Here is a 23,191-nt window from a genome sequence, read left to right on the forward strand (position 1 = left end):
AGATTTTAAATCTGCCTTCTTTTTTATCTAATATTTAGCTTTTTCATGCTCTGCTGAAATTTATCTACTATTTCAGCTTTATTAATGTGATGCTGATGTTTAACTACAAATTTGCCTCTTACCAGCGTACCCAAAGTATTTACACGTCCTTGAGAATACATGATAGTAGGCAATAAATTTTTATTACTGCAGCAGTTTAAAAGTGGTGAATCGGCTTCATAAACTACAGCGTCTAAAGGCTTTCCTTCTCTAAAAAAAGAATTTTCACTGTGGCCCATGGCATTTCTACCACTGGTTAGCCATTGTTCAATGGCTGTATTGGCCACTCCACCTGCCGCAAATGTATTTCTTTTGTGTGATATCATACGCTGGCCGTAGTCCAATATGCGTAGTTCTTCTAATGGGCTCAACCCTATATGGCTATCAGTTCCGATAGACCATTTTCCGCCAGCTTCTTGATAATCTGTTAACCTGAAAAAGCCATCGCCTAAATTTCCTTCCGTAGATGGGCAAACCACCACGTGGGCTCCAGATTTTGCCAAATTTATGATTTCACTATTAGTTAAATGCGTGGCATGTACTAAATGAAATGAGTGATTAACGTTTACATTATTCAACAGCCACTCTACCGGACGAGCGCCTAAATGCGCTTTACAATCTTCAACTTCTTTTAGTTGTTCTGCAATGTGAATATGAAAAGGAATACCTTTCGGGCCTTGCTCTATTGTAGTTATAATATCATCCGAGCTTACGGCTCTTAAGCTATGAATGCCATAAGCTATTGAAGCTCCATCATAAAATAAGGTAGACATATTAGAAGCTTCTAGTAGTTTCCAATATTCATCTGTTGTAGAGCTTATAAAACGCCTTTGTCTTTCTTGAGGAGCTTGATCAAAGCCTCCTTTTTGATAAAACATCGGTACCAATGTTATTCTTATACCAGCTTTTTCTGCCGCTGCAATTAACCTATCTCCATGCTCAGCAAGGTTAGCATAAGGCTTGCCATTTTTATCATGGTGTAAATAATGAAACTCTGCCACATGCGTATAGCCATGTTGCACCATTTCACTATACAGCATAGCAGCTATATTTTCAACATCTTCGGGATCCATTGTAAGAGCCAGTTGGTACATGGTTTCTCTCCATGACCAAAAATCATCTGCACTATTACCTGCCATCTGAACTTCAGTAACACCGGCCATAGCGTATTGAAAGGCATGGCTATGTGTATTTTGAAACCCAGGCAATGCGAAGCCGTTTACCGTTTCAATTTCATCTCCTTCAAATTCTTTTTCAGCCCCGATTTTTTCAATTAAACCGTAGCTATTTACTCTTATACATGTATTCTCATACCAGCCGTCATTTTGTAATACGGCTTTGAATCGGTAAGTTCTCATACTAGGCGCTAAGCTCTTTTATTAGATTTTTAAAACAGGTTATTAATAATTCTCTGATATTACCGGCACGCTCTTGATCGTAATTTATCTCTTTATTGTCCATGTAATTGATTTTGGTCATTTCCAATTGTAGTGCGTGCTGGTTTATTTCTGGTTTACCAAAATATCGGGTTAAGTGCCCGCCTTTAAAAGGCTCGTTGTGCTGAAGCTTTAAATGCTGAGCAGAAAGTGCTTCAAAAGCAGTATTTATATATTTTTTGCTAGCTGTTTTTCCGTTGTTGTCTCCTAAAATAAGGTCAGGAAAAACTTCTTTTCTTATGAGCGGAACGTATTGTCTTATAGAATGAGCATCCCAGAAAAGTACATGACCAAAACTCTTCTTGAGTTCGTTGAGCATTGCTTGAATTTGATTATAGTATGGCCAATAATAATTTTCCACCCTTCTGTCAATTTCTTCCGCAGGTGGCATGTGCCCTTCTTTATATATAGGTTCTCCTGCAAAAGATGTTGTTGGGCATAAATCGGTAATTATTCTTCCATCATCATACAAAGGTGCACTTTCCGGATCCCTGTTTAGGTCAATTACCCACCGGCTATAGTTTGCTGTTATCATAGTAATGCCAAGCTCAGGGGCAAAATCATACAATTTATCTACAAACCAATCAGTATCATCTGGTGCTGAGGTTAACGCAGGGTTATAATGACTTTTAAGTTCATCAGGAAAATTTATGCCACAATGTGGTACACTAATTAAAATAGGAACTTTTGGTGCCGTAGGTTCTATAATTTTGTATACACTCATATTTAATCGCTATTCGATTCTTTCTTTTTTTAATTTAATAATTCGCTGGTAAGATTCATCGATTCTGCTTTCAGTCAATTCGCCTTTTTTAATTAGTTCTTTGATAATGTTGTGTACAGCATCTACAGTTCTTTCTTCACTGCCTTGAATGTTATTGCTAAAAATTAATATATCTACACCAGCCTGAATAGACAGCTTTATAGAAGTTTCCAGTCCATAATGTTTTGTGATAGCGTGCATTTGCATGTCATCAGAAAAGACCACTCCATTATAATTAAGACTGTCCCTCAAAAGGTCAGTTATTATTTTTTTACTCAAAGTGCCTGGAAGCCCCTTTTTGTCTAGTTTTTTATTTACAATATGAGCGGTCATAATTGCATCAATTGCGTCATGTGCAATTAAAGTTTTGTAAGGCACTAATTCTTTATCTTGCCAATATTCGGTTACATCGGCTATTCCCAAATGTGTGTCTGCATGAGAACTACCATGCCCAGGAAAGTGCTTAAGAACGGAAACTATTCCGAATTTCTTATGCGCTTCTATTACCGTTTCGGCATGTAGAGCCACCGTATCAGGGTTTTCTGAATATGAGCGCTGGATTTTAGCAATAACAGGGTTGTTTTTGTTAATAGCTACATCAACTACTGGCGCAAAATTTACATTGAAACCTAGTCCGGCCAATGTGGCCGCTGTAATTTCAGCATAGAATTTTGTAGAATCGCTATTGGCTACTTGTCCTAAGTACTCAGCAGATACAGTTTTAGGGAAACCATACTTTTCTTTTAGTCTGTTTACTCTCCCGCCTTCTTGGTCAATAGCAACAAATAAAGGGATATGTGCATGGTTTTGAAAAGTAGTGTTGAGCCTTTTCAAATTAATGTATGAGTTATGGCTAGTGATATTTTTCTCAAAGAGTAGAATGCCTCCTATTTTGCCAGTTTCAATATCTTTTATGATAGGGTTGTTTTCCGTAACAGATTGTCCGGGATAGCCCACCATAAGCATCTGGCCAATTTTAATGTCAAGACTATCTTGTTTTTGGGCATAAGAACATAATGAGCTTATGGCCAAAAGTGCACTTAGGTATAATTTCATATCAGTTATTTTCATGTATCTCTTGTAGTATCCTTTCCATTTCCTTTTTTACCGGAGCTGATTTGCTCGGGTAGTTATTATTCATGAAAGCAAAAATGTAAAGTTTACCACGCTTTGTTCTTAAAAACCCGCTCAGGTTATGATTATTGCTTAAAGTACCGGTTTTACCATATATATATGTCTCACTATTAGCATAATAGTTTTTCAAAGTTCCTTTTTCTCCGCCATTGGCAATGATGCTAAAGAGTTTTTCTTGTGGCATAGAATGGTAAAGCTGACTCCATATCCATACTAATGATCGTGGAGTGAAGAGGTTATATCTAGATAGCCCTGAGCCATCAACCCAAATCAGTGGATCTGGAGAATTTTGCATAAGCTTAGTTAAGCCATATTGAATAGCAATATCTGAGTTTAACGTATCAGATAATACGCCTGCGCAGGTTAATAAAAGTTGCTCTGCTATGAAGTTGTCACTCTCTTTCATCATTTCTCTATAAGCAGACTCCGTGCTAATGCTAAATAAAGTTTGATGATTTGCAGGAAGTTTGGAGTCAATTATATGTACTGGAGCCTTTAAGGTGTCTTCTAGTAAAGAAGTGAAAACTTGGTCAGAATAATGAAAGGGTACATTTTTACTAAATATGGCCCTATTTCTAGAGGGGTAATAAATAAAATGATTGCTATCATATGCACGAACTATTGTTGATCTTCCTTTGATGGAGTCGCCTAGCCAAAAATTACTTTTGAAGATAGGCTGATCTATAGACAAATGGTCTTGCCCCTTTTTATAACTTACATGCACCGTGTTGCCATAAATAGGAAAGGGTGATTTCTCGCTAGAGAAAGAATAATAGTAATCGTCCCAAGCCCATCCGGGTCCAAATTGATTGTCTTGATAGTTAGAAGCACTAAAAAATAATGCCTGTTTCTTACCTTTTAAATAATCGAGAATATTTCCTTGCGGCAGGTTGTTATAAAGAAATGTGGGGTCTCCTGATCCCCAAAAAATCAAAGAGTCTTTATTTTCAGTGTAATAAAGTCCAGGAATAGAATCTCCTAAAATTTGAGAAGAAAGGAAAAACGTTAAAATTTTTGTGTTAGATGCTGGCGTGAAGTATTTATCACCATGATAATCTATAACGGTTTTGTCTTCTATAGGATCATATAGTACAAAACCAGAATGATTTTGAAAATCTGTTTCTAATTGTTTAACATCATTTACTACAGCTTTTTTGGCTAAGGAGCCACAGCCGAATAAAACGGATGCTATTAAAATACTACAATTTAAGCGCAGCTTATAACTCATGCTGCAAATTACGAATATTGCAAGCTACTTTGAAAGGTTTGTCTGTGTACTGTTGTACTGCAAAGCTTATTTATACTAAATATGGGAGAACACTCTCCCATATTTTAGTTTATTCTTTCCATTTAATAGTACAGCCTATAGCTTTTGTGTGGGTAATTTCTGGTTCATCTCCATTAAGCAAAGCATTTACTGCACTCTGCACATACTTTTTGTCAGCCGCTTCAGCATCTTTGGTATTATTATCAATGGCTCCTATATAAGCAACCTTAAAATTTCCTTCAACTTGTTGTAAAACATAAACATGAGGAGTGTTGGTAGCTCCAAATTCATGAGCCACTGCTTGATCAACATCCTGCACGTAAGCATGTTTGTAATTGTGCTCTTTTGCATACGATTTCATTTTATCAAAAGAATCATCGGGTTGTCTTTTAGGATCATTGGAGTTGATGGCTAATACTGGAAAGCCCTTAGAAGCATACATGCTATGTAGTTCTTTTATTCTCTCATTATAAGCTTTAGAAAATGGACATGTATTGCAATCAAAGATCAATATAATGCCTTTCTCTTTTTTATAATCAGACAAGGAAATGTCTTTGCCATTTACACTTTTTAGGGTAAAGTTTTTTACAGTATCTCCTACGGTATATCCTTTATCTATGGTTTTGGCTGCAAAAATTATTGGCAGACAAAAAAATGCTAATAATATTATCTTTTTCATTATATGATTGGTTTAGTTAGATACTTCTGCTATTAATTTTTGCAAATCTCCTTCGTGCAATTCTTTTTCTGTAAATACCCTTTTACCATTTTTAGGGTTAATGATTAAAGTTGCGGGAATTGCTCCACTCCAGCTTTGGTCTACTTTGTCTATCCAGCTGTTATAGTCCACCTCATCGAGAAGGGCTACTTTGCTTGCCGAGATATTTTTTCTACTTACAAATTTTTCAACATTAGTGAGTTTATCAGCAAAATCTAGACTGTACAGGTGAACTTCTACGTTGGCGTTGCTTTTAGCTTCCTCTTCTAGGTAAGGCAGCTCTTTTATGCAAGGCCCGCACCAAGTAGCCCAAAAATTTATTATTTGAATTTTATCTGATTTGGATTCTAAAGTCTGCTGTACTTTATCAAATTTTATAACCGGTATATCTTGTGAAAAACCTTTGTAACCAACCAAAGAGACTAGTAGTATTAAATATAATTTTTTCATACTGAAAATATACGATTTTTTCCGTAAGAAGATTCTTACTAAGTGTTTAGGAATATCATTATTTTGAGATGTTGATTTACCCGGGCGAATTAATATTTAAACCTCCTGCAATGTGGCATAATGTTAATTACATACTGCCATAATATTTAGATAACTCTTGGAGTTTATACATTTCAACTATTTTAATTTGGGTTAACCGTTAAAAACACGGATTTTATTCTAAAGTTGAAGTGTGTAATATTTTGAGAAAATCGTGGTTTTTGATTGAAGTCTAATATACATCGTTTAGACAAAAAGAAGAATTTGAAAAATCAACTGAAAGTTTTCCACATTTTTGACTATTTATCCACATTGCATTTTGGTTAATGTATAAATGCTTGTAAATCAGTGTGTTGTGGTAATATTCTTGAATGGTCACTTTGTGGACAACTCAAAATAATTTTGGGCGGGCTGCGAAACTAAGGATTTAATTCTAAAAATCAAGAGCTTAAAGAAGGAAATTTTTTATTGTGTAAACTCCTTCTTTTTATGTAAGATTTTTGAAATACAGCTATTCCTTGTTGTGCCTAATTAGCTTCTTACGATAGGTATTAAAAATCCTTGATTTTGATAAGAAACCAACATATTTTCCATCATCAATTACTGGTAAATTCCATGCGCCAGAAAGCTCGAATTTGCTCATTACTGATTGCATATTTTCATGAGACGAAATATATGCTGGAGGGCTGTGCATGTATGATTTAACTAGGGTGTTTTCTTGCTTTTCGGTATCAAACATAATATTTCTGATATCGTCTAAGGTTACTACTCCTAGTAATTCTTGATTTTCATTAACTACAGGAAAAATATTCCTTTTAGAGATCCTCACCAAATTAACTAAGTCTCCCAAGCTAGCATGAGGGTCTATTTTTAGTAAATCTTTTTCAATTATCTTATGAAGATCTATTAGGCTCAATACCTGCCTATCTTTATCGTACTGTATTAAGTCTCCTCTTTCAATAAGATGCTTGGTATATAAAGAATGTTTTTCAAAGAAAGAACTGGTACTAAATGAAATGGCAGACACTAACATGAGCGGCACAAAGAGTTCATAACCACTGGTAATTTCAGCAATAAGAAAGACCCCTGTCAATGGAGCATAAAGCACACCACTCATTAAACCACACATTCCTACTAGAGTAAAATTACTGGTACTGATGTTGACCCATATTACTTCATTGAGAACGGCCGCAAATAAGAAACCTGTTACCCCACCTAAAAATAATGCAGGGGCAAAAATACCTCCACTTCCGCCAGACCCAATAGTAAGTGCAGAAGCTACAGGTTTAATCATTATAACTCCAAAAATGAAAATGAAGATGATTAGAATATTATCGAGTTCACTAAAAAATGGGCTGGTATTTAAAATATCAAGCTCTTTGCCCGACAGTAATAACTTGATGGTGCTATATCCTTCACCGTAAATAGGCGGAAAAATGAAAATAATGATGCCCAATAAAATACCTCCTACTAGTGCTCGGCTAAATAGGTTTTTAACTTTGGCAATTAGCCCTTCAATTTTGTAAGTCATTCTGGTGAAATACACAGAAACTAAACCACACAATATTCCGAGTAAAATATAATAAGGAGTATCAGAAGCCTTGAAACCATCTACTAGTTTAAAAGAGAAAAGTACATCGTCACCAAGGAGAGTAAGAGAAACTAGTGCGGCACTAACAGAGGCAATTAATAAAGGAATAAACATGGAAATTGTAACATCGGCTAAGATCACCTCCATGCTAAATATTACTCCTGCTACTGGCGAATTAAATATGGCAGAAATGGCACCGGCCGTACCACAGCCAATTAAGAGAGTTCTTTTTTTGTAATTAAGATGTGTGAAGCGACCTACATTAGATCCTATGGCAGAACCAGTAACCGCTATCGGAGCCTCAAGCCCTACTGAACCACCTAAACCTACGGTTATGGCGCTGGTGATCATCCTTGAAAACATTTTCGCTCTTTTTATGATGCTCCCATTTTTTGAAATATCATATAAGATTTGAGTAATGCCGTGACCAGTTTTATCCTTAAAAATATATTTTGAAACAGCGGCTGTGATAAAAATACCTATCAGAGGAAAACCAATATAAAAGTAGTTTTCATATTCCTTATCAAAATTTCCGGTGAGTTGGTGCTGAATAAAGTGGACTGATTCTTTAAGCGTTACCGCTGCAAGACCAGAAAGCAAACCAATAATACCTGCCAGGATAAGAACGAAGTTTTTATTACTGATATGCTTGATTCGCCAGATTAAAAATCTCACTAACAGGCTTTCGTGTTTCACAATGTAATGGCTATTAATTTAATTAAAATGCAAAGTTAGAATAATACTTTTTAAACAATAAACTTAACTCGTTAATTTCAGTTTATCAGTAAATGAATGGACCACATTTATAGCCCAATAGAATTATTGTTTCGAAAGATATAAATGGAAAAGCTATGAAAGAAATTATTCAGATAAAAGAAAACTGTTTGTATTTAAATGATTTAGAGCGAGCCAGAATATTTTATACAGAAATACTGGAGCTAGAGGTTATTCATTATCAGCCAGAGAAGCATATATTTTTTAAGGCAGGGGCTTCGGTATTATTATGTTTTAACCCGGAGGATAGCAAGCAAAAAACTTCACCACCGGGTCATTTTGCTAAAGGAAATCAGCATTTTGCCTTTGAAGTAAGCCCTGAAGACTATGAACCCGTTAAAGAAATGCTTGTTAAAAAAGGCGTGATTATTATTGATTCACAACTGTGGCCAGGCCAATATGAATCTTTTTACTTTAATGATCCTGAAATGAATGTGCTGGAGATAGTTCCTAAAGGTGTTTGGGATTAGGCAACCCTATCTTTCTAAGAGCATTTGCCTTTTCTTTATTGTCAGTTGTGGTCTCGGGTGAGTCTGCTACAGCATTAGTAAATATATTTTCAAACCAGTGTTGGTAATCTTTGTAAAGCACACAATCTCTCATAAGTGTTTTATCATCCTGAATTTTAATGATAATATCATCGTTAGCCCAATTTGAAATGGCGCTTTGCTGCTCTTCAGGAAGTTCGCTTATTCTTACATAAATAATCCCTTTGTAGTTTGTAGCTTTAATCATACTATTAATGGCCTGAGAAAGAAAAAATCAGAATTAATAAATCTTATAACGTAGCTCCTTGGCTATAGTTAATATCTATTTCTGAATAATATTAAAAAATATACCAACATTTACTTTAAGTGTTGATTTAAAGTAAGATAGGCTTATAGCTTTAGTGGTATTAAATATCTATGTAAAATTGGTTAAAATTTTGAACTTTAAAAGCAAAATAGGGTTAATTATCTCCTTTTAAAGTTAAAGAATCGTTATTCTCTACAGATTAACTTAACTTATATTTAAACAGAATTAATTATCTGCGTTGGGTTGTTTCTTTAAAATTCCTATTCCCGAAGTGAAGAAAATAAGTCCCAATATGGCCAATGCCCATGGGCTGAGACTCACAAGGTTACTCCCAAATATACCGAGTACTCCAAATATTAGACCGATTATGCCAATTATGGTAAGTGCTAATGCTAAATTTTTAATCATAACTTTTCCTTTTTCTTAAGTATTACAAATACCGTTCCTTCAGACTAAGCATATAAATAAATGAGTAGAAGTATCTTAAACTGTAAATAAAGCTTACTTTAGATGTGTTATTTATGTGAAAACGAGGAGATAACTCCACAAAAAATGAAAAATGCATGTCTAATAGTGGCGCTGTGCATGATTGCGTGTGTAGCCAATGCCCAGGAAAAATATATGTTTGCTTTTTTAAAGCCCACTCAAAAAGTACAAGAATACTCGCGAAATCAGCTCGATAGCCTTAGGAGAAAACATTTATCAAATATAGAAAGGCTAAAAAATGAGCGTAAATTAATGGTTGCTGGTCCTTTTGATAAAGGCGGGATATTTTTTATTCTAGAAACCGATAAGCCAGATTCGGCCAGAAATTGGATTAGTAGCGATCCGGCAATTAAAGCTGGTTTGTATCATAGTGAAGTATTACCATGGTTTTTAAGATATGGTAAGGTGTGCGATGCGGATGTAAATTCAGAATATTCTTCATATACTTTTATTAGGTATAACACATATATTACTAAATTTAATGTAAGGGACGCCCCTGTTTTATTTCGGCAGCACGATGTTTACTTACAGCAAATCAAGCGGACAGGTAATGTATTGTTAGAAGGCTATTTTGATAATAGCGATGGCGGAATAATGATTATGGAAGGAGATTTGGATCAGGAAGTGATTATGTCAGACCCAAGCGTGAAAAATGGCATTATCGGCCCTGAAATAAAAAAAATATGGGCGCTCAAAGGCACATTTTGCGAATTATAATAAGCTGATATGAAATTTCTGAAGTGGTTTTCTGCAATAGTACTATTGCTAGTAGTTATTTATTTTCTAGGTCCTAAAGTGGAACCTGCGGAATTTAATAGAACAATGCCCGTGGTGACATCCAACCTAAAACAATTGGAAATGGAAGTCAATGCTTTTGAAGAAGATAGTGTAAAAGTAAGACCTGATAACGAAGCCAGAATAATATGGTATGATAGTGCTTATAAAAAAACACCTTATAGCATTGTCTATTTGCACGGATTTAGAGCTAGCCAGGCTGAGGGCGCCCCCATTCACAAAGAATTGGCTCAGCGTTATGGCTGTAATTTGTATTTGTCACGATTACAAACTCATGGCTTGGAAAGTGAAGAGCCTATGATTGATTTTACCGCTGAGAAATTAATGGAGTCAGCAAAAAGAGCAATTGCCATAGGAGAGCAGCTCGGTGAAAAAGTAATATTGTTCAGTACATCTACAGGAGGAACATTAAGTCTTTATTTATCTGGAGGTAATGCTAATGTGGCAGCTCAGATTCTTTATTCGCCAAATATTAGGGTTTTTGACTCCAAAGCATTTTTACTTGATAACCCTTGGGGCTTACAGATAGCCAAAAAAGTATTAGGCGGTAATTATTATATTAATGACGATGGTGCAGATTGCAAGCCATATTGGTATGAGCGAGTAAGAGTAGAAGCTTTACCGCAATTAGAAATGTTACTTGATAGAACTATGATTGAGTCAACTTTCAAACAAGTAACTCAGCCTGTTTTTTTAGGCTATTACTACAAAAACGATAGCTTACAAGACCATACTGTTTCTGTGCCTGCTATGCTCGAAATGTATGATCAGTTAGGAACACCCGATGATTTAAAAGTAAAAGTAGCGTTTCCTGAGGCAGGGAGTCATGTAATTGGTAGTGCATTAACTTCTCAGGATTTACCCTCGGTTAAAAAAGCTACTTATGATTTCATAGAAAATGTGCTTCACCTTTCACCGGTTAAAAAGGCGCAGGCAGAAGCCAGTCAGAGTGTTGAAAGTGACTCCACTCTACAGTTGCAAGATTAACTTCAGGGTTATATAAAGGAGTCATTGGTCTTCCATTGATTCCTACTTTTCCATTAGCATATATCTCTACGTTAGAAAAACCCTTGTTGGCAAAGTCCTTTTTCAATATTTGTACAAATTGCCAACACATATCTGGCTTGCTTGCAATAGCATAAGATTGCTTAGCATTTAAATATTGATTAGGGCTGATGATCCACTCTTTATGCGTTTCAGGATCTATTATTTTAAACTTAACGTAACCAGATTTTATACGAAGCATCATTCTCCAGCTTAGCCGGTGGCCTTCTTCGGTCCAAACTACCTTATCAGTATAGAAATAATGCCTTAGTGGTAATGCAACCTGAACGCAAAAATATATTAATAGCAGGTAAAAGATTACAGGTTGAAATCTTGACTCAACAGCATGGCTAAGTTCTGAGCTTTCGAGTTTATCCTTTTTAGGTAAAAATATCCTACGTATAGTTTCTGGATGAAAAAAGAATATACTAATGCTTATGGCCATATACGGAAATACGCCAACTTGGAAAACGGCAGAATTAAATAAATGAAAAAACACAGCTGTGATGAAGGCATATTTACGCGTTTTGTTCCATATAAGTGCTGGAGCAATCAGTAAATCAAACAAAATACCACCGTAAGCGATTAAATATTGAAACCACTTTAATTGTAATAATTCTCCCACAACATAATAGTGGCTTTTCATTCTAAACCAAATCTCAATCGGCTTTAATGCCACCCAATCTGGGTACATCTTAGCAATAGATGCATAGGTGTATACAATGGTCATTTGAACAACAAACACCCAAAGGCACCATTGTGGACAGCTAAGTTTTTTTAATTGGGGATTCATTTTTGCATCGATAGACGCATAAGTATTGGCTGGCATAATGGTCATTAACCATGACAATAATACCATTAAATAGTAATGATTATTATAGTGGGTCTTTTGCATGAAATATGTTGCGCTCCACATAATGGCAAACAAAATCATGTTGATGCGGTATTTAAACCCGATCATGATGAATACCCCGAGCAGTCCCATCAATGCATAATAATAATACATGCCGCTACCAGGTAATGGGCGTAGCCAATCAAAAAAGATAAAAGGGAAATTATATGCTGCAGTAACAAAGGTTTTTGTAACCCAGCCGGTAAGTATTGCACCCCATGATTCTGCTATGAGTAAAAAACCAAATAAAATTCTAAACACTATAAGAGGGCTGTTATCAACCTCTCTAAAAAATTTTTGATGCATTGTAATTAAAACTTGATCCCAAAGTCGAGACCAATGTAGTCATTTTTAATTACAAGTTTATCGTCCATTTTAATCTGTTTGCTCACTGCGTTTATCAATCCTCTATGGTAGCTAAAACCTCCAAAAACACTGGTATTTAAACCTATTTTATAGTCAAGTCCAAAACCTATTTGTACTGAGGAATCGAAAAGTTTGAAGTCATTTACATAATAATTAGATTCTTCTTCAGCCTTTTCTTTTACGTTAAATTCCATGGTAGCACCTACGTTAAAATAAATTCGCTTGTCCAGTGCTATTTCGTTAGTATATAATTTTAGGTCTAGGGGTATCTGAATATAATGAAGGTTGTAAGATTCTGATTTAGAAAAACCTGTGTTTTTATTATTTACTTCAAAAGCCGATCTTTTCGCTACTAAAAAGATACCTGTGCTTATAAAGTAATTTTCTTTAAACTGAATATCTGCAAATGGCCCAACCGTAAATCTCAGACCAACGCCATCAGTATTAAATTTTAAGCTATCTGAATCAGAGGTTATCCTGTTGGTGGCTATTGTAGGGCTCGCCTTTAAGCCTAGCTGAAACTGCGAGTAGGCATTAAAAGATACAATTAAAAACAACAGTAAAAACAGATTTCTTCTCATCAGAACATAATTTTTAGTTACTTAGCAAGTTCTAGCTTACGAACACTAACGTCCAAATAAACGAATAGTTTGAACATGAAAAAAGGAATTAGACTTTTACTATCTATCGTAGTTATTGCCTCAATTATTACAGCATGTAGTAAAAAAAATGAAGAATGTGTGTTTCAACCCGATTTATCAAACATAAATGTTGAAATAGAATTTCAAAGATTGGACAGTATGCTTTTGGGGGTGAAATCTAAGAGTGAATTGCGACAAGTGTTGCAATCTAACGATATACTCACTCAATATTTTCTTAAGCGTGATCAGTACCCAAATGATTCCATTATGATGGAAACGTTATTCAGCAGGTTTACTAACCCACACATAGATACCTTACAAATGGAAATTAGCCGTGTGTTTGGAGACCTCTCTGAATTAAAAGCCGAATTTACTGATGCATTTAAGAATTTAAAATATTACTATCCGGAAGCGAAAGTACCTAAGGTGAAATTTGTAGCTTCTGGTTTGGACAATGATTTGTATGTATCAGATTCTTTACTGATTGTGGGTTTAGATTATTATTTGGGTGATGGTGCAAAATATAGACCTCTAGGGTTATTCAATTATATTCTTGAACGCTACAGACCCGGTTATGTAGTGCCTTCTGTGATGTTGCTTTATGGAATATCTCCTCAGTATAATAAAACCGACATCAGTGATAAAACAATTTTGGCAGATATGATTGGCTATGGTAAGTCATTTTATTTTGCAAAGCATATGATGCCTTGCACGCCAGATAGTGTGCTAATTTGGTATTCTGGTGAAGAGATTGCCGGAGCTGAGCAAAACCAAGATATTATTTATGCTCATTTTTTAGAAAACCAGTTATTATATGAAACCGATCATTTGATAAAGAAGAAATACATAGATGAGCGACCAAAAACCTACGAAGTTGGAGATAAAGCACCTGGTAGGATAGCTACATGGCTTGGTTGGCAAATTGTAAAACAATATATGGATAATAACGATGCCACTTTACCTCAATTAATGGCTGAGCCTAATGCAAGAAAGGTTTTTGAAAAATCTAAGTATAAACCTGAAAAGCATTAAACCCCTGTTAAATTAGACTGTTACTGTGCCATGATAAAATCTTTTGAATGCCGATGGATGTTTAATGAAGCTTTACCTAGTGAGTTAGAGCTTTGGTTTAATGAATTATCGCCCGAAGAGCAGGCTCCACGTACGGATTATTATTATCACCAAACCGAGGGAGGTACTTTAGGGATTAAACTGAGAGAAGGGAATATACAGATCAAGTCACGATTAGGCCAGCATGGAAATTTTATGTGTAACTCTATAATTGGTAATAAAGAGAGTTATTCAAAATGGAGCTTTAAAGTAGAGCAAAATTCAGAATGGTCTTATTTGATAGAACAACCAGAAGTATGGATTCCGGTAACCAAAGATCGAAGAATGATTAAGTTCACCTTGGACGGAGGGTATCCTGACCAAGTAAAGATGGAGGTTAGACCTAACCAAGGTTGTGAAATAGAGTTGTCTACCATAACTATTAAAAATAAACAATATTGGTCATTAGCTTTTGAGGCTTTTGGCCCGTCAGCTTCGGATAATTTAGAAAAAACTTTAAATTATATTTTTGAAACAAAGCCTATACCTTACGCTCTGAAGGCAGAAAACTCGTATGGTTATGCACATTTAATCCACCAAATTTAAAATATTAATCATGTTATTAGCAGTAGATATAGGAAACTCCAATGCCGTTTTTGGTTTGCACGATGGCTCTTCTTGGGTTAAAGTGTGGCGCTTGGAAACTAAAGATGAATCGCAGGCAGTGCTATTTAGTTCATTAAATGAAAATCTTGACAATGTTGATGTTACTGCAGTGGCTATAAGTAGCGTGGTGCCTTTCTTTACCAATATTATAAAGACTAAGCTAACGGATAAATTGGGCATTACTCCTTATGTAATAGACCACAAAAGCTATGCAAAACTTCCTATTGAAGTGCTTCATCCTGATAAGATAGGCAGCGATTTGGTGGCAGATGCTTTGGCTGGTTTTACACTTACGGGAGGCGATTGTATTATCGTTGATTTTGGTACTGCACTTACATTTACCATTGTGTCTGATAAAAAAATTAGAGGTGTAAATATTGCTCCGGGGTTAAGAACTTCCATGAGAGCCTTGGCTAGCAGCGCTGTAAAGCTCAACGAAATACCTTTGGAGCTCCCTGATTCTGTTATTGGCATTGATACAACTACAGCTATACAGTCGGGCATTCTTTGGGGGTACGTTGGCTTGGTAGAAAAAATGATTGAACGTATAGAAGCAGAATTATCAACTAAAATGAAAGTTGTAGCTACTGGTGGTTTATCAAAAGTATTAAAGCCATTAGAAAATACATTCGATGAAATTGATGCAAACATTACCCTAGAAGGAGTAAGGTTAATCTTTGAAGCTAATAAAGATTAAGTATGTTGCAGTCATTTAAAAAGATGGGTGCAATGGTGTGTGGAGCACTGGTAATAGGCTTTATCATATTTTCTATTAACCAAGTGGCTATGCTACATGCTAACTTGTTAACAATTAATGAAACACTAGCTTGGTTGGTTACAGGCGGGATAGCTACCGTGCTGTTGCTTTTAATTTTAGTGCCAGTGGTTTTAATTCTTCGGTTACCCAAGGCGATAATTTTCCCTGATGATAACAATAATGAAGAGGCGTACATTGCTAGTTTAAAACGAAGATTGAAAAGAAATAAGCTAGTAAAATCTTCTGCCATAGACTTATCTTCTGACCAAGGACTAGCTGAAGCACTGGATTTACTGAAGTCTACCTCTGATGAAATCATAAAGAAAACGGCTAAAAGCGTATTTTTAACTACAGCCATATCTCAAAACGGAAAATTGGATGCGCTAACTGTTTTTATTACCCAAAGTAAAATGATTTGGGAAGTGGCTCATGTTTATTGGCAACGCCCCTTTTTAAAAGACATGCTTTATTTGTATGGTAATGTAGCCGCCACTTCGCTAATAGCTTCAGAACTTGATGAAGTGGATATAACCAGACAGATCGATCCTGTGATTAATGCTGTAATTAAAAGTCCAGGTAGATCCATCCCTGTTATAGGTCATGCTGCACATATTATTACTGATAGTTTATTAGAGGGATCTACTAATGCATTTTTAACCCTGAGAATTGGCATTGTTACACAAAATTATTGTGGTGCTCAGCAAAAGGAGACTCAAAAAAGTATACGTAAAAATTCTTTCATTACAGCGTCTACTTTGTTGAAAGCGTTAGTTTTAGAATCTTCGGGTCAAGTGGTTAATAGTGTGGTAACTGCGGTCAAATCAGCAAGTAAAAACACTATCAAGTCAGCAGGTAAAGGGGTATCAGGTTTGTTTAAAAGAAAAAAGAATATTGATAAGCAACAAGAATAACTCATCGCTATAAAATGCTTATCATCCTTTATACCCATCCTTTAATCGATATTATAGTTTAAATTATATGGCAATAATTTATATTCAGAGAATAAGTATATAAGAAGTCAAAAAGTCGGTTAAAAGTGAAGCATTATAGTTATTTAATTGTTGTGCTGTTGGCTATAAATGTTGTTTCTCTCATTTTTCATAAGGACATTAAAACTCCTGTTATAAAAAAGGCTAGCATTATTCCTGAAAAGGAAGATTTGTCGGATTCTGTATATAGTATATATTTTTATCTCGATGCAGCTTTAATACTACCCGAATCTAGACCGGTTATTGAAAAGGTGATGACAAGTTTGGAAGAACACCCAGACTCTAAGATTTACATTCAGGGTTATACCAGTAGAAAGGCCGCTGGGCCGATGATCATTAAAGGAGAATCTGCAGATTACTTTGATCTAAATGATAAAACCAATGACATGAGCTATGGCTCTGCCACTGACCTCTCCAAAGCAAGGGCCGAAATCGTGAAAGATTATTTAGTAAATGAAGGAATTCCAAAAGAAAGAATTCACGTAATGCGTTGGTTATCAGATAAACCAAAGCCTGATTCTAATGATATCGCCATGAATAAGTGGGCTAATGCTTGTGCTCAGATAGAGTTTGCTTACCGTTAGAAGTAGTCATAGTACAGTATTGGTATAATTGACTGATACATCCTACCTTTGGGTTTTTAAGAAAATCCATAATAGATGACTACTAAAGAATATATAGACAAGAATAAGGACAAGTTTTTGAATGAACTTCTTGACTTGCTTAGAATACCATCGGTAAGTGCTGATAGTAAGTTTAAAGATGATGTTTTAAAAACAGCTGAAGCTGTAAAAGATAGCATACAAAAGGCCGGAGCTGATGTGGCTGAAATTTGCCCTACAGCTGGTTATCCTATTGTATACGGTGAAAAAATCATTGATGAAAAGTTACCCACGGTACTTGTTTATGGTCATTATGATGTGCAACCTGCAGACCCATATGAGCTATGGGATTCTCCTCCATTTGAGCCGGTAATCAAAAACGATAAAATTTATGCTCGTGGTGCATGCGATGACAAAGGTCAAATGTACATGCATGTGAAAGCTTTCGAAACAATGATGGCTACAAACAGCCTACCTTGTAACGTTAAGTTCATGATTGAAGGAGAAGAGGAGGTTGGCTCTGACAATTTAGGAATATTTGTAAAAGAAAATAAAGAGAAGTTAGCTGCTGATGTAATCTTAATATCAGATACAGCTATAATTTCGAATGAGCATCCATCTATTACTACAGGGCTTCGTGGTTTAAGTTATGTACAAGTAGAAGTAACAGGACCAAACAGAGATTTGCACTCGGGTGTTTATGGAGGAGGTGTAACCAACCCTATCAATGCTTTATGTGAGATGATTGCCTCATTGAAAGATGAAAATAATAAAATTACGGTTCCTGGTTTTTATGATAAGGTAGCAGAGCTCACAAAGGAGCAGAGAAAAGCCTTAAATGAGGCTCCTTTTGATCTTGATGAGTACAAGAAAGACCTAGATGTGGAAGATGTAAGTGGCGAGGACGGTTATACTACTTTAGAAAGAACTGGTATTAGACCAACTTTAGATGTTAACGGAATATGGGGTGGATATATAGGAGAAGGTGCTAAGACGGTATTGCCTTCTAAGGCTTATGCAAAAATTTCTATGAGACTGGTTCCTGATCAAGTATCTCAAGAAATTACCGATCTGTTTAAAAAACACTTCGAATCAATAGCTCCAAAATCAGTAAAGGTAAAAGTTACTCCACATCACGGAGGTGAGCCTGCAGTAACTCCTACAGATTCTATTGCATACCAAGCGGCCAGCAAAGCATTTGAGGAGGCTTGGAACCAAACTCCAATACCAACAAGAGATGGCGGAAGTATTCCTATTGTCTCTTTATTTGAGAAGGAATTAAAGGTAAATACTGTGCTTTTAGGTTTTGGGTTAGATTCTGATGCAATTCACTCTCCAAATGAGCATTATGGTGTTTTTAACTATTTTAAAGGAATTGAAACAATCACTTTATTTTATAAGCATTTTGCTGCTATGAAGTAAATCTCTTTTCGAGAATTGAAATATAAAGGCCACTAATAAGTGGCCTTTTTTTTGGCCTGAAATTTAATTTAAAAACGCAGGCTTTATATATTTTTATAAATAAATATGGTTCATCAACTTTAGATCACTATAAGCGTGATATAAAATAAAAAGAATATGAAAACCTTATTGAAAATATTGTTACTGATAGCTCCTACATTTTCGGTAATGGAGCAAGAAGGTGAAAAGCCAGATTGGCATTATGACATAGAGGAAGCAAAGCAGCTAGCCAGAAAAGAGCATAAGATGGTGATGTTGAGTTTTGCCGGATCGGACTGGTGCAAGCCATGCATCAAATTTACACGCGAGGTTTTTGAACAGCCCAGCTTTATTGATTATGCCAATGATCATTTGGTATTAGTTTTAGCAGATTTTCCTCGTTTGAAAAAGAATAAACTTGACAAGGATCAAATTACTAAGAATGAAAAATTGGCTAGTGAGTATAATAATTCAGGAGCATTTCCTTTGGTTGTTTTAATGGATTACAATGGAAGGGTAATAAAGAAAACCGGTTATCAGGAAGGTGGTGCAGCTCATTTTATTAGTTTTTTAGAGAAGGCACTGAATGAATAGGTTTGTTTTCATTGCTTTAATATTGTTAAGCTCAAAAATGGCAGCACAGCCTAGGGCATATAAAAAGGTACTAAAACTTATGGGCAGTAGGTTTGAAATTACTGCAGTAAGTGAAAACGAATCTTTAGTGGAAGAAAGCATCCAAGCTGCTGTGTCTGAAATCAAAAGAATAGAGAAACTGATTTCGTCTTGGGATAGCACTACTCAAACGAGTTTAATCAATCGAAATGCAGGGGTAAGAGCAGTTAAGGTAGATACGGAGTTATTTAATTTGATAAGAAGGTCAATCAAAATTTCTGATTTAACTAATGGCGCTTTTCATATATCATATGCATCTATGGATAAGGTGTGGAAATTCGATGGTTCTATAAAAAATTTACCCACAGAGGAGGAGGTGCTCCGGTCGGTCGCAAAAGTTAATTATAGAAATATAATACTTAATGAAGACAAGCAAACTGTCTTTTTGAAAGAAAAGGGAATGAAAATCGGTTTTGGTGCTATTGGAAAAGGCTATGCGGCCAATAGGGGAAGAGAGGTGATGCAAAAGATGGGAGTAACCAGCGGAATAGTTAATGCTAGTGGAGATTTAATTACTTGGGGTAAGGAAGTTGATCAGAGTGACTGGTCAATTGGAATTGCGAACCCAAAGGATAAGCGCAAAATTTTAGGTTGGCTCAAAATAGGTGAGTTAGCCGTAGTGACGTCTGGCAATTATGAAAAGTTTATTGATATAAATGGAAAAAGATATAGCCACATTATAGATCCTCGTACCGGTTATCCCGTTCAAGGATTAAAAAGTGTTACTATTATTTGTCCTGATGCTGAAATATCAGATGCCTTAGCAACATCTGTATTTGTAATGGGAAAAGAAAAGGGGTTATCGCTTATTAACCAGTTGAAAGGCGTTGAATGTCTAATGGTAGATGATAATGATGAGCTACTTACTTCTAATAACCTGAAGCTCAATTATTATAAAAATGAAATTATAACTGAAGATTCAACATTCTTAAAAATAAAACATGAAGCTAATTAAAAGAAATATAATGTTACTAATTGGCTTTATTGCCCTTACTACACAAAGTTGCGTATCGGTTGAAGCTTACCAGAAGGTTTACCTTAATGATGAGAATATGGAATTGAAGGCTCGCAAGGTAGAGGTCTTTGAAACAAATTTTGAAGCATATCGAGAAGGGGCTTCAGGTGCCAATGGAGGAAAAACTGGTGGCGGATGCGGCTGCAATTAAAATATTATTTTAGCTTATTAACATTATCCATTACGGTGAAATTACTGACTCTGCAGGTTTGCGAATTACAACCGTTCAGGTAATAATTCACTACAGGGAGGGAACCTTGATGTGTTTTCACTTAGTTTTGAGTTAACATTTGTTTTCTAATCAATTTTATAAAATGAAGCGTTTATTGTTTTTACCATTACTTTTTCTTTTTGCTACTATTTATGGGCAAATAGAAGAACCATCATCTTGGACAACTTCTGTGAGTAAAACCACGGTTAAGATTGGCGATAAAGTTGATCTCATTTTTAAGGCTACTATTGATCCAGAGTGGTATTTATATTCTTCTGATTTTGATCCGGATTGTGGGCCAATGGTGACAGAGTTTCATTTTGTTGAAAACAGTTCATACAAATTGGTTGGTGATATTAAACCAATTAACCCTCACGAAAAATATGACGACACTTTTGGTTGTGATGTAAAAATATTTAAAAAGCATGGGGAGTTTCGCCAAACTATCGAAGTGCTTGCTGCCAATCTAAGTGTTGAAGGTAATTATGAGTTTCAAGTCTGTTCTGATTCTCAAGGGAAATGTATTCCTTTTGATAAAGACTTCACATTTAATGATTTTACAGTCGCGAGCTCTGAGCCTTTAGCGACTAAAGCGACAAAAACAGAAGCAGAGGAAGTTGGTAAAGAAGAGCAGTCTAATTTTGGAGAAACTAAAAGTATAATACCTGTAGCTGAAACTAGCGAGGAAGGAAATACCACGGAAGAGATAGCTAAAACTCAACCAGTAACTGATATAGCGGCTACCAGTGAAACGGCCAAGAAAAACACTGGACCGGTCATGAGTGATAACTTGGTTATTAAAGACAGTAAAGATAAATCGCTTATTTGGTTTATGATTTTTGCTTTTGTGGCTGGACTAACCGCATTGTTAACGCCATGCGTTTTTCCGATGATACCAATGACCGTTACTTTTTTTACCAGCAAAGCTCAAGGCAAAGGGCAAGCACTTATATATGGTATAAGTATTATAGTTATCTACACGATTATTGGTAGTGCAATAGCACCACTTATGGGGCCAGAAACAGCCAATAGCTTAGCCACAGACTGGTTGCCCAATGTTATTTTCTTCACAGTATTCTTAATATTTTCACTTTCATTTTTCGGGTTATTCGAAATTACTTTACCAAGTGGGTTTGTTAATAAGATGGACCAAAAATCCGATAAGGGTGGCTTAGTAGGTATTTTCTTTATGGCATTTACATTAGTGCTAGTGTCTTTTAGTTGTACAGGACCTATAGTGGGTAGTATATTGGTTAGTTCAGCAGGTGGAGAAATATTAAAACCCGTACTAGGGATGTTTGCGTTTTCCCTAGCTTTTGCTGTACCATTTACATTGTTTGCAATTTTTCCTGGATGGTTAAGTAAACTGCCAAAATCTGGTGGCTGGTTAAATTCAGTAAAAGTAGTTTTAGGTTTTGTAGAACTCGCATTAGCATTTAAATTTTTAAGCACAGCAGATCAAGCATATCATTGGGGCTTGTTAGATAGAGAAGTTTACCTAGCCATTTGGATAGTTATATTCTCATTTTTAGGTTTTTATTTACTTGGTAAAATTCGCTTACCGCACGACAGTAAATTAGAAACAATCACTATATCTAGGCTTGGGCTAAGTATTATCACGTTCACTTTTGTTCTTTATTTAATTCCAGGTATGTGGGGTGCGCCTTTAAAAGCTTTGGCAGGTTATTTACCTCCAATGCACACACATGACTTTAATTTGTTAGCAGCTAAGAATAGTATAGGAACTACATCGGAGCCTACTATTTGCGAAGCACCTAAATACGCAGATTTTCTACATTTGCCCCATGGGCTAGAAGGGTATTTTGATTATGATCAAGCAATAGCATGTGCAAGAGCGCAGAATAAACCGTTATTTATTGATTTTACGGGGCATGGTTGTACCAACTGTCGTGAAATGGAAGCCGTAGTTTGGTCTGATCCTGAGGTTTTAAAACGCCTACAAGAAAACTATGTAATAGTAGCTCTTTATGTAGATGATAAAACAGAGTTGCCTAAAACGGAATGGTATACTTCCTCTTACGATAATAAGGTGAAGAAAACTATAGGAAAGCAAAACGCTGATTTACAAATTACGAATTTGCAAAATAACGCTCAGCCATTTTACGTTCTATTAGGTAATAATGAGCAGGTATTAACGGCACCTGTAACTTATGATAAGGATGTTCAAAATTTCGTAAATTTTCTTGATGAAGGAGTTAAGAAGTTTAATGAACAGCAGTAAGTATTAATAATTTCAGTAAAAGCCGTGAAATATTTCACGGCTTTTTTTATTTCAGGAACTTTTTAAATCAGTCTTATGTATAGCGCTCAGAGTAGGATATTCATAAGTGAAAATCTACGCTCATAGCCAATTAAAACTTACTTTTTCATGTGTCTGATACACAGTGTTTTATAAAAATAAGAAATGTTATTTTATTCCATAACTATCTGATATACAGTTGTTTTAGTGCTTTCATTGAAAGTTATACATGTAAAAAAAACGAAAACTATGGTATTTTTCTTACTTATTCATTAATATTAGTTGGCAATTGTGCTTAT

Annotated in this window: 24 protein-coding genes; 13 read left to right on the forward strand and 11 right to left on the reverse strand. The window is 35.5% G+C overall.

Annotation, left to right across the window (positions count from 1 at the left end):
• Positions 1 to 23: 23 nt before the first annotated feature.
• From hutF to ACXACQ_RS04655, 7 genes are all read right to left on the reverse strand, one after another.
• Entirely contained in the window at positions 24 to 1,397 is a 1,374-nt protein-coding gene (hutF, locus tag ACXACQ_RS04625; RefSeq protein WP_474974759.1) for a formimidoylglutamate deiminase, read from the reverse strand.
• A 1-nt stretch (position 1,398) separates the two neighbouring features.
• Positions 1,399 to 2,199 (reverse strand): N-formylglutamate amidohydrolase, encoded by an 801-nt coding sequence (locus ACXACQ_RS04630; protein WP_474974760.1) that lies wholly within the window; start codon positions 2,197 to 2,199, stop codon positions 1,399 to 1,401.
• Between the two features lie 9 nt (positions 2,200 to 2,208).
• The gene (locus tag ACXACQ_RS04635) at positions 2,209 to 3,294 is read right to left on the reverse strand and encodes a glycoside hydrolase family 3 protein (protein WP_474974761.1); all 1,086 of its coding nucleotides are present in this window, start codon (positions 3,292 to 3,294) and stop codon (positions 2,209 to 2,211) included.
• Between the two features lies 1 nt (position 3,295).
• Positions 3,296 to 4,600 (reverse strand): D-alanyl-D-alanine carboxypeptidase/D-alanyl-D-alanine-endopeptidase, encoded by a 1,305-nt coding sequence (locus ACXACQ_RS04640; RefSeq protein ID WP_474974762.1) that lies wholly within the window; start codon positions 4,598 to 4,600, stop codon positions 3,296 to 3,298.
• A 109-nt stretch (positions 4,601 to 4,709) separates the two neighbouring features.
• Positions 4,710 to 5,318 carry a thioredoxin family protein gene (locus tag ACXACQ_RS04645; RefSeq protein ID WP_474974763.1) on the reverse strand — a complete coding sequence of 203 codons (609 nt, stop codon included), beginning with the start codon at positions 5,316 to 5,318 and terminating at the stop codon, positions 4,710 to 4,712.
• Positions 5,319 to 5,330: 12 nt separating this feature from the next.
• A complete protein-coding gene (locus tag ACXACQ_RS04650) occupies positions 5,331 to 5,807 on the reverse strand; it encodes a TlpA family protein disulfide reductase (protein ID WP_474974764.1) in 477 nt (158 codons plus the stop codon).
• Positions 5,808 to 6,357: 550 nt separating this feature from the next.
• Positions 6,358 to 8,133 carry a chloride channel protein gene (locus tag ACXACQ_RS04655; protein WP_474974765.1) on the reverse strand — a complete coding sequence of 592 codons (1,776 nt, stop codon included), beginning with the start codon at positions 8,131 to 8,133 and terminating at the stop codon, positions 6,358 to 6,360.
• Positions 8,134 to 8,288: 155 nt separating this feature from the next.
• Between ACXACQ_RS04655 and ACXACQ_RS04660 the strand changes: the two genes are divergently transcribed.
• Complete coding sequence (locus ACXACQ_RS04660; RefSeq protein WP_474974766.1) at positions 8,289 to 8,681, forward strand: VOC family protein; 393 nt, start codon at positions 8,289 to 8,291, stop codon at positions 8,679 to 8,681.
• Here ACXACQ_RS04660 and ACXACQ_RS04665 read toward each other — a convergent pair.
• On the reverse strand, positions 8,662 to 8,946 hold the full coding sequence (locus tag ACXACQ_RS04665) for a hypothetical protein (protein WP_474974767.1): 285 nt from the start codon (positions 8,944 to 8,946) through the stop codon (positions 8,662 to 8,664). The genes ACXACQ_RS04660 and ACXACQ_RS04665 overlap by 20 nt on opposite strands.
• A 285-nt stretch (positions 8,947 to 9,231) precedes the next feature.
• Positions 9,232 to 9,414 carry a hypothetical protein gene (locus ACXACQ_RS04670; protein WP_474974768.1) on the reverse strand — a complete coding sequence of 61 codons (183 nt, stop codon included), beginning with the start codon at positions 9,412 to 9,414 and terminating at the stop codon, positions 9,232 to 9,234.
• A 144-nt stretch (positions 9,415 to 9,558) separates the two neighbouring features.
• On the opposite strand from ACXACQ_RS04670, the gene ACXACQ_RS04675 reads away from it, so the two are divergent.
• Positions 9,559 to 10,209, forward strand: coding sequence for a YciI family protein (locus tag ACXACQ_RS04675; protein ID WP_474974769.1), 651 nt, complete (start codon positions 9,559 to 9,561; stop codon positions 10,207 to 10,209).
• Positions 10,210 to 10,218: 9 nt separating this feature from the next.
• Positions 10,219 to 11,274: an alpha/beta hydrolase gene (locus ACXACQ_RS04680; protein ID WP_474974770.1), complete on the forward strand. Its 1,056-nt coding sequence runs from the start codon at positions 10,219 to 10,221 to the stop codon at positions 11,272 to 11,274.
• Here the strand turns inward: ACXACQ_RS04680 and ACXACQ_RS04685 are convergent.
• Positions 11,207 to 12,529: an HTTM domain-containing protein gene (locus tag ACXACQ_RS04685; RefSeq protein WP_474974771.1), complete on the reverse strand. Its 1,323-nt coding sequence runs from the start codon at positions 12,527 to 12,529 to the stop codon at positions 11,207 to 11,209. The genes ACXACQ_RS04680 and ACXACQ_RS04685 overlap by 68 nt on opposite strands.
• A 5-nt stretch (positions 12,530 to 12,534) precedes the next feature.
• Positions 12,535 to 13,170 (reverse strand): porin family protein, encoded by a 636-nt coding sequence (locus ACXACQ_RS04690; RefSeq protein ID WP_474974772.1) that lies wholly within the window; start codon positions 13,168 to 13,170, stop codon positions 12,535 to 12,537.
• A gap of 75 nt (positions 13,171 to 13,245) precedes the next feature.
• On the opposite strand from ACXACQ_RS04690, the gene gldB reads away from it, so the two are divergent.
• The 10 genes from gldB (at position 13,246) to ACXACQ_RS04740 (ending at position 22,874) form a co-directional block, all read left to right on the forward strand.
• Positions 13,246 to 14,262 carry a gliding motility lipoprotein GldB gene (gldB, locus tag ACXACQ_RS04695; RefSeq protein WP_474974773.1) on the forward strand — a complete coding sequence of 339 codons (1,017 nt, stop codon included), beginning with the start codon at positions 13,246 to 13,248 and terminating at the stop codon, positions 14,260 to 14,262.
• Positions 14,263 to 14,292: 30 nt separating this feature from the next.
• On the forward strand, positions 14,293 to 14,886 hold the full coding sequence (locus ACXACQ_RS04700; protein ID WP_474974774.1) for a hypothetical protein: 594 nt from the start codon (positions 14,293 to 14,295) through the stop codon (positions 14,884 to 14,886).
• Between the two features lie 10 nt (positions 14,887 to 14,896).
• Entirely contained in the window at positions 14,897 to 15,643 is a 747-nt protein-coding gene (locus ACXACQ_RS04705; RefSeq protein WP_474974775.1) for a type III pantothenate kinase, read from the forward strand.
• A gap of 2 nt (positions 15,644 to 15,645) precedes the next feature.
• Positions 15,646 to 16,614, forward strand: coding sequence for a DUF697 domain-containing protein (locus ACXACQ_RS04710; protein ID WP_474974776.1), 969 nt, complete (start codon positions 15,646 to 15,648; stop codon positions 16,612 to 16,614).
• 125 nt (positions 16,615 to 16,739) lie between these two features.
• Positions 16,740 to 17,276, forward strand: a complete 537-nt coding sequence (locus ACXACQ_RS04715; protein ID WP_474974777.1) for an OmpA family protein — start codon at positions 16,740 to 16,742, stop codon at positions 17,274 to 17,276.
• A 75-nt stretch (positions 17,277 to 17,351) separates the two neighbouring features.
• On the forward strand, positions 17,352 to 18,716 hold the full coding sequence (locus ACXACQ_RS04720) for a dipeptidase (RefSeq protein ID WP_474974778.1): 1,365 nt from the start codon (positions 17,352 to 17,354) through the stop codon (positions 18,714 to 18,716).
• Positions 18,717 to 18,872: 156 nt separating this feature from the next.
• Positions 18,873 to 19,328 (forward strand): thioredoxin family protein, encoded by a 456-nt coding sequence (locus ACXACQ_RS04725; protein WP_474974779.1) that lies wholly within the window; start codon positions 18,873 to 18,875, stop codon positions 19,326 to 19,328.
• A gap of 37 nt (positions 19,329 to 19,365) precedes the next feature.
• Complete coding sequence (locus tag ACXACQ_RS04730) at positions 19,366 to 20,361, forward strand: FAD:protein FMN transferase (protein WP_474974780.1); 996 nt, start codon at positions 19,366 to 19,368, stop codon at positions 20,359 to 20,361.
• Between the two features lie 10 nt (positions 20,362 to 20,371).
• Complete coding sequence (locus ACXACQ_RS04735; protein ID WP_474975039.1) at positions 20,372 to 20,572, forward strand: DUF4266 domain-containing protein; 201 nt, start codon at positions 20,372 to 20,374, stop codon at positions 20,570 to 20,572.
• Positions 20,573 to 20,735: 163 nt separating this feature from the next.
• Positions 20,736 to 22,874, forward strand: a complete 2,139-nt coding sequence (locus ACXACQ_RS04740) for a protein-disulfide reductase DsbD family protein (protein ID WP_474974781.1) — start codon at positions 20,736 to 20,738, stop codon at positions 22,872 to 22,874.
• Positions 22,875 to 23,191 lie beyond the last annotated feature (317 nt).

The sequence above is a fragment of the Fulvivirga sp. AWR4_260 genome (assembly GCF_056158185.1).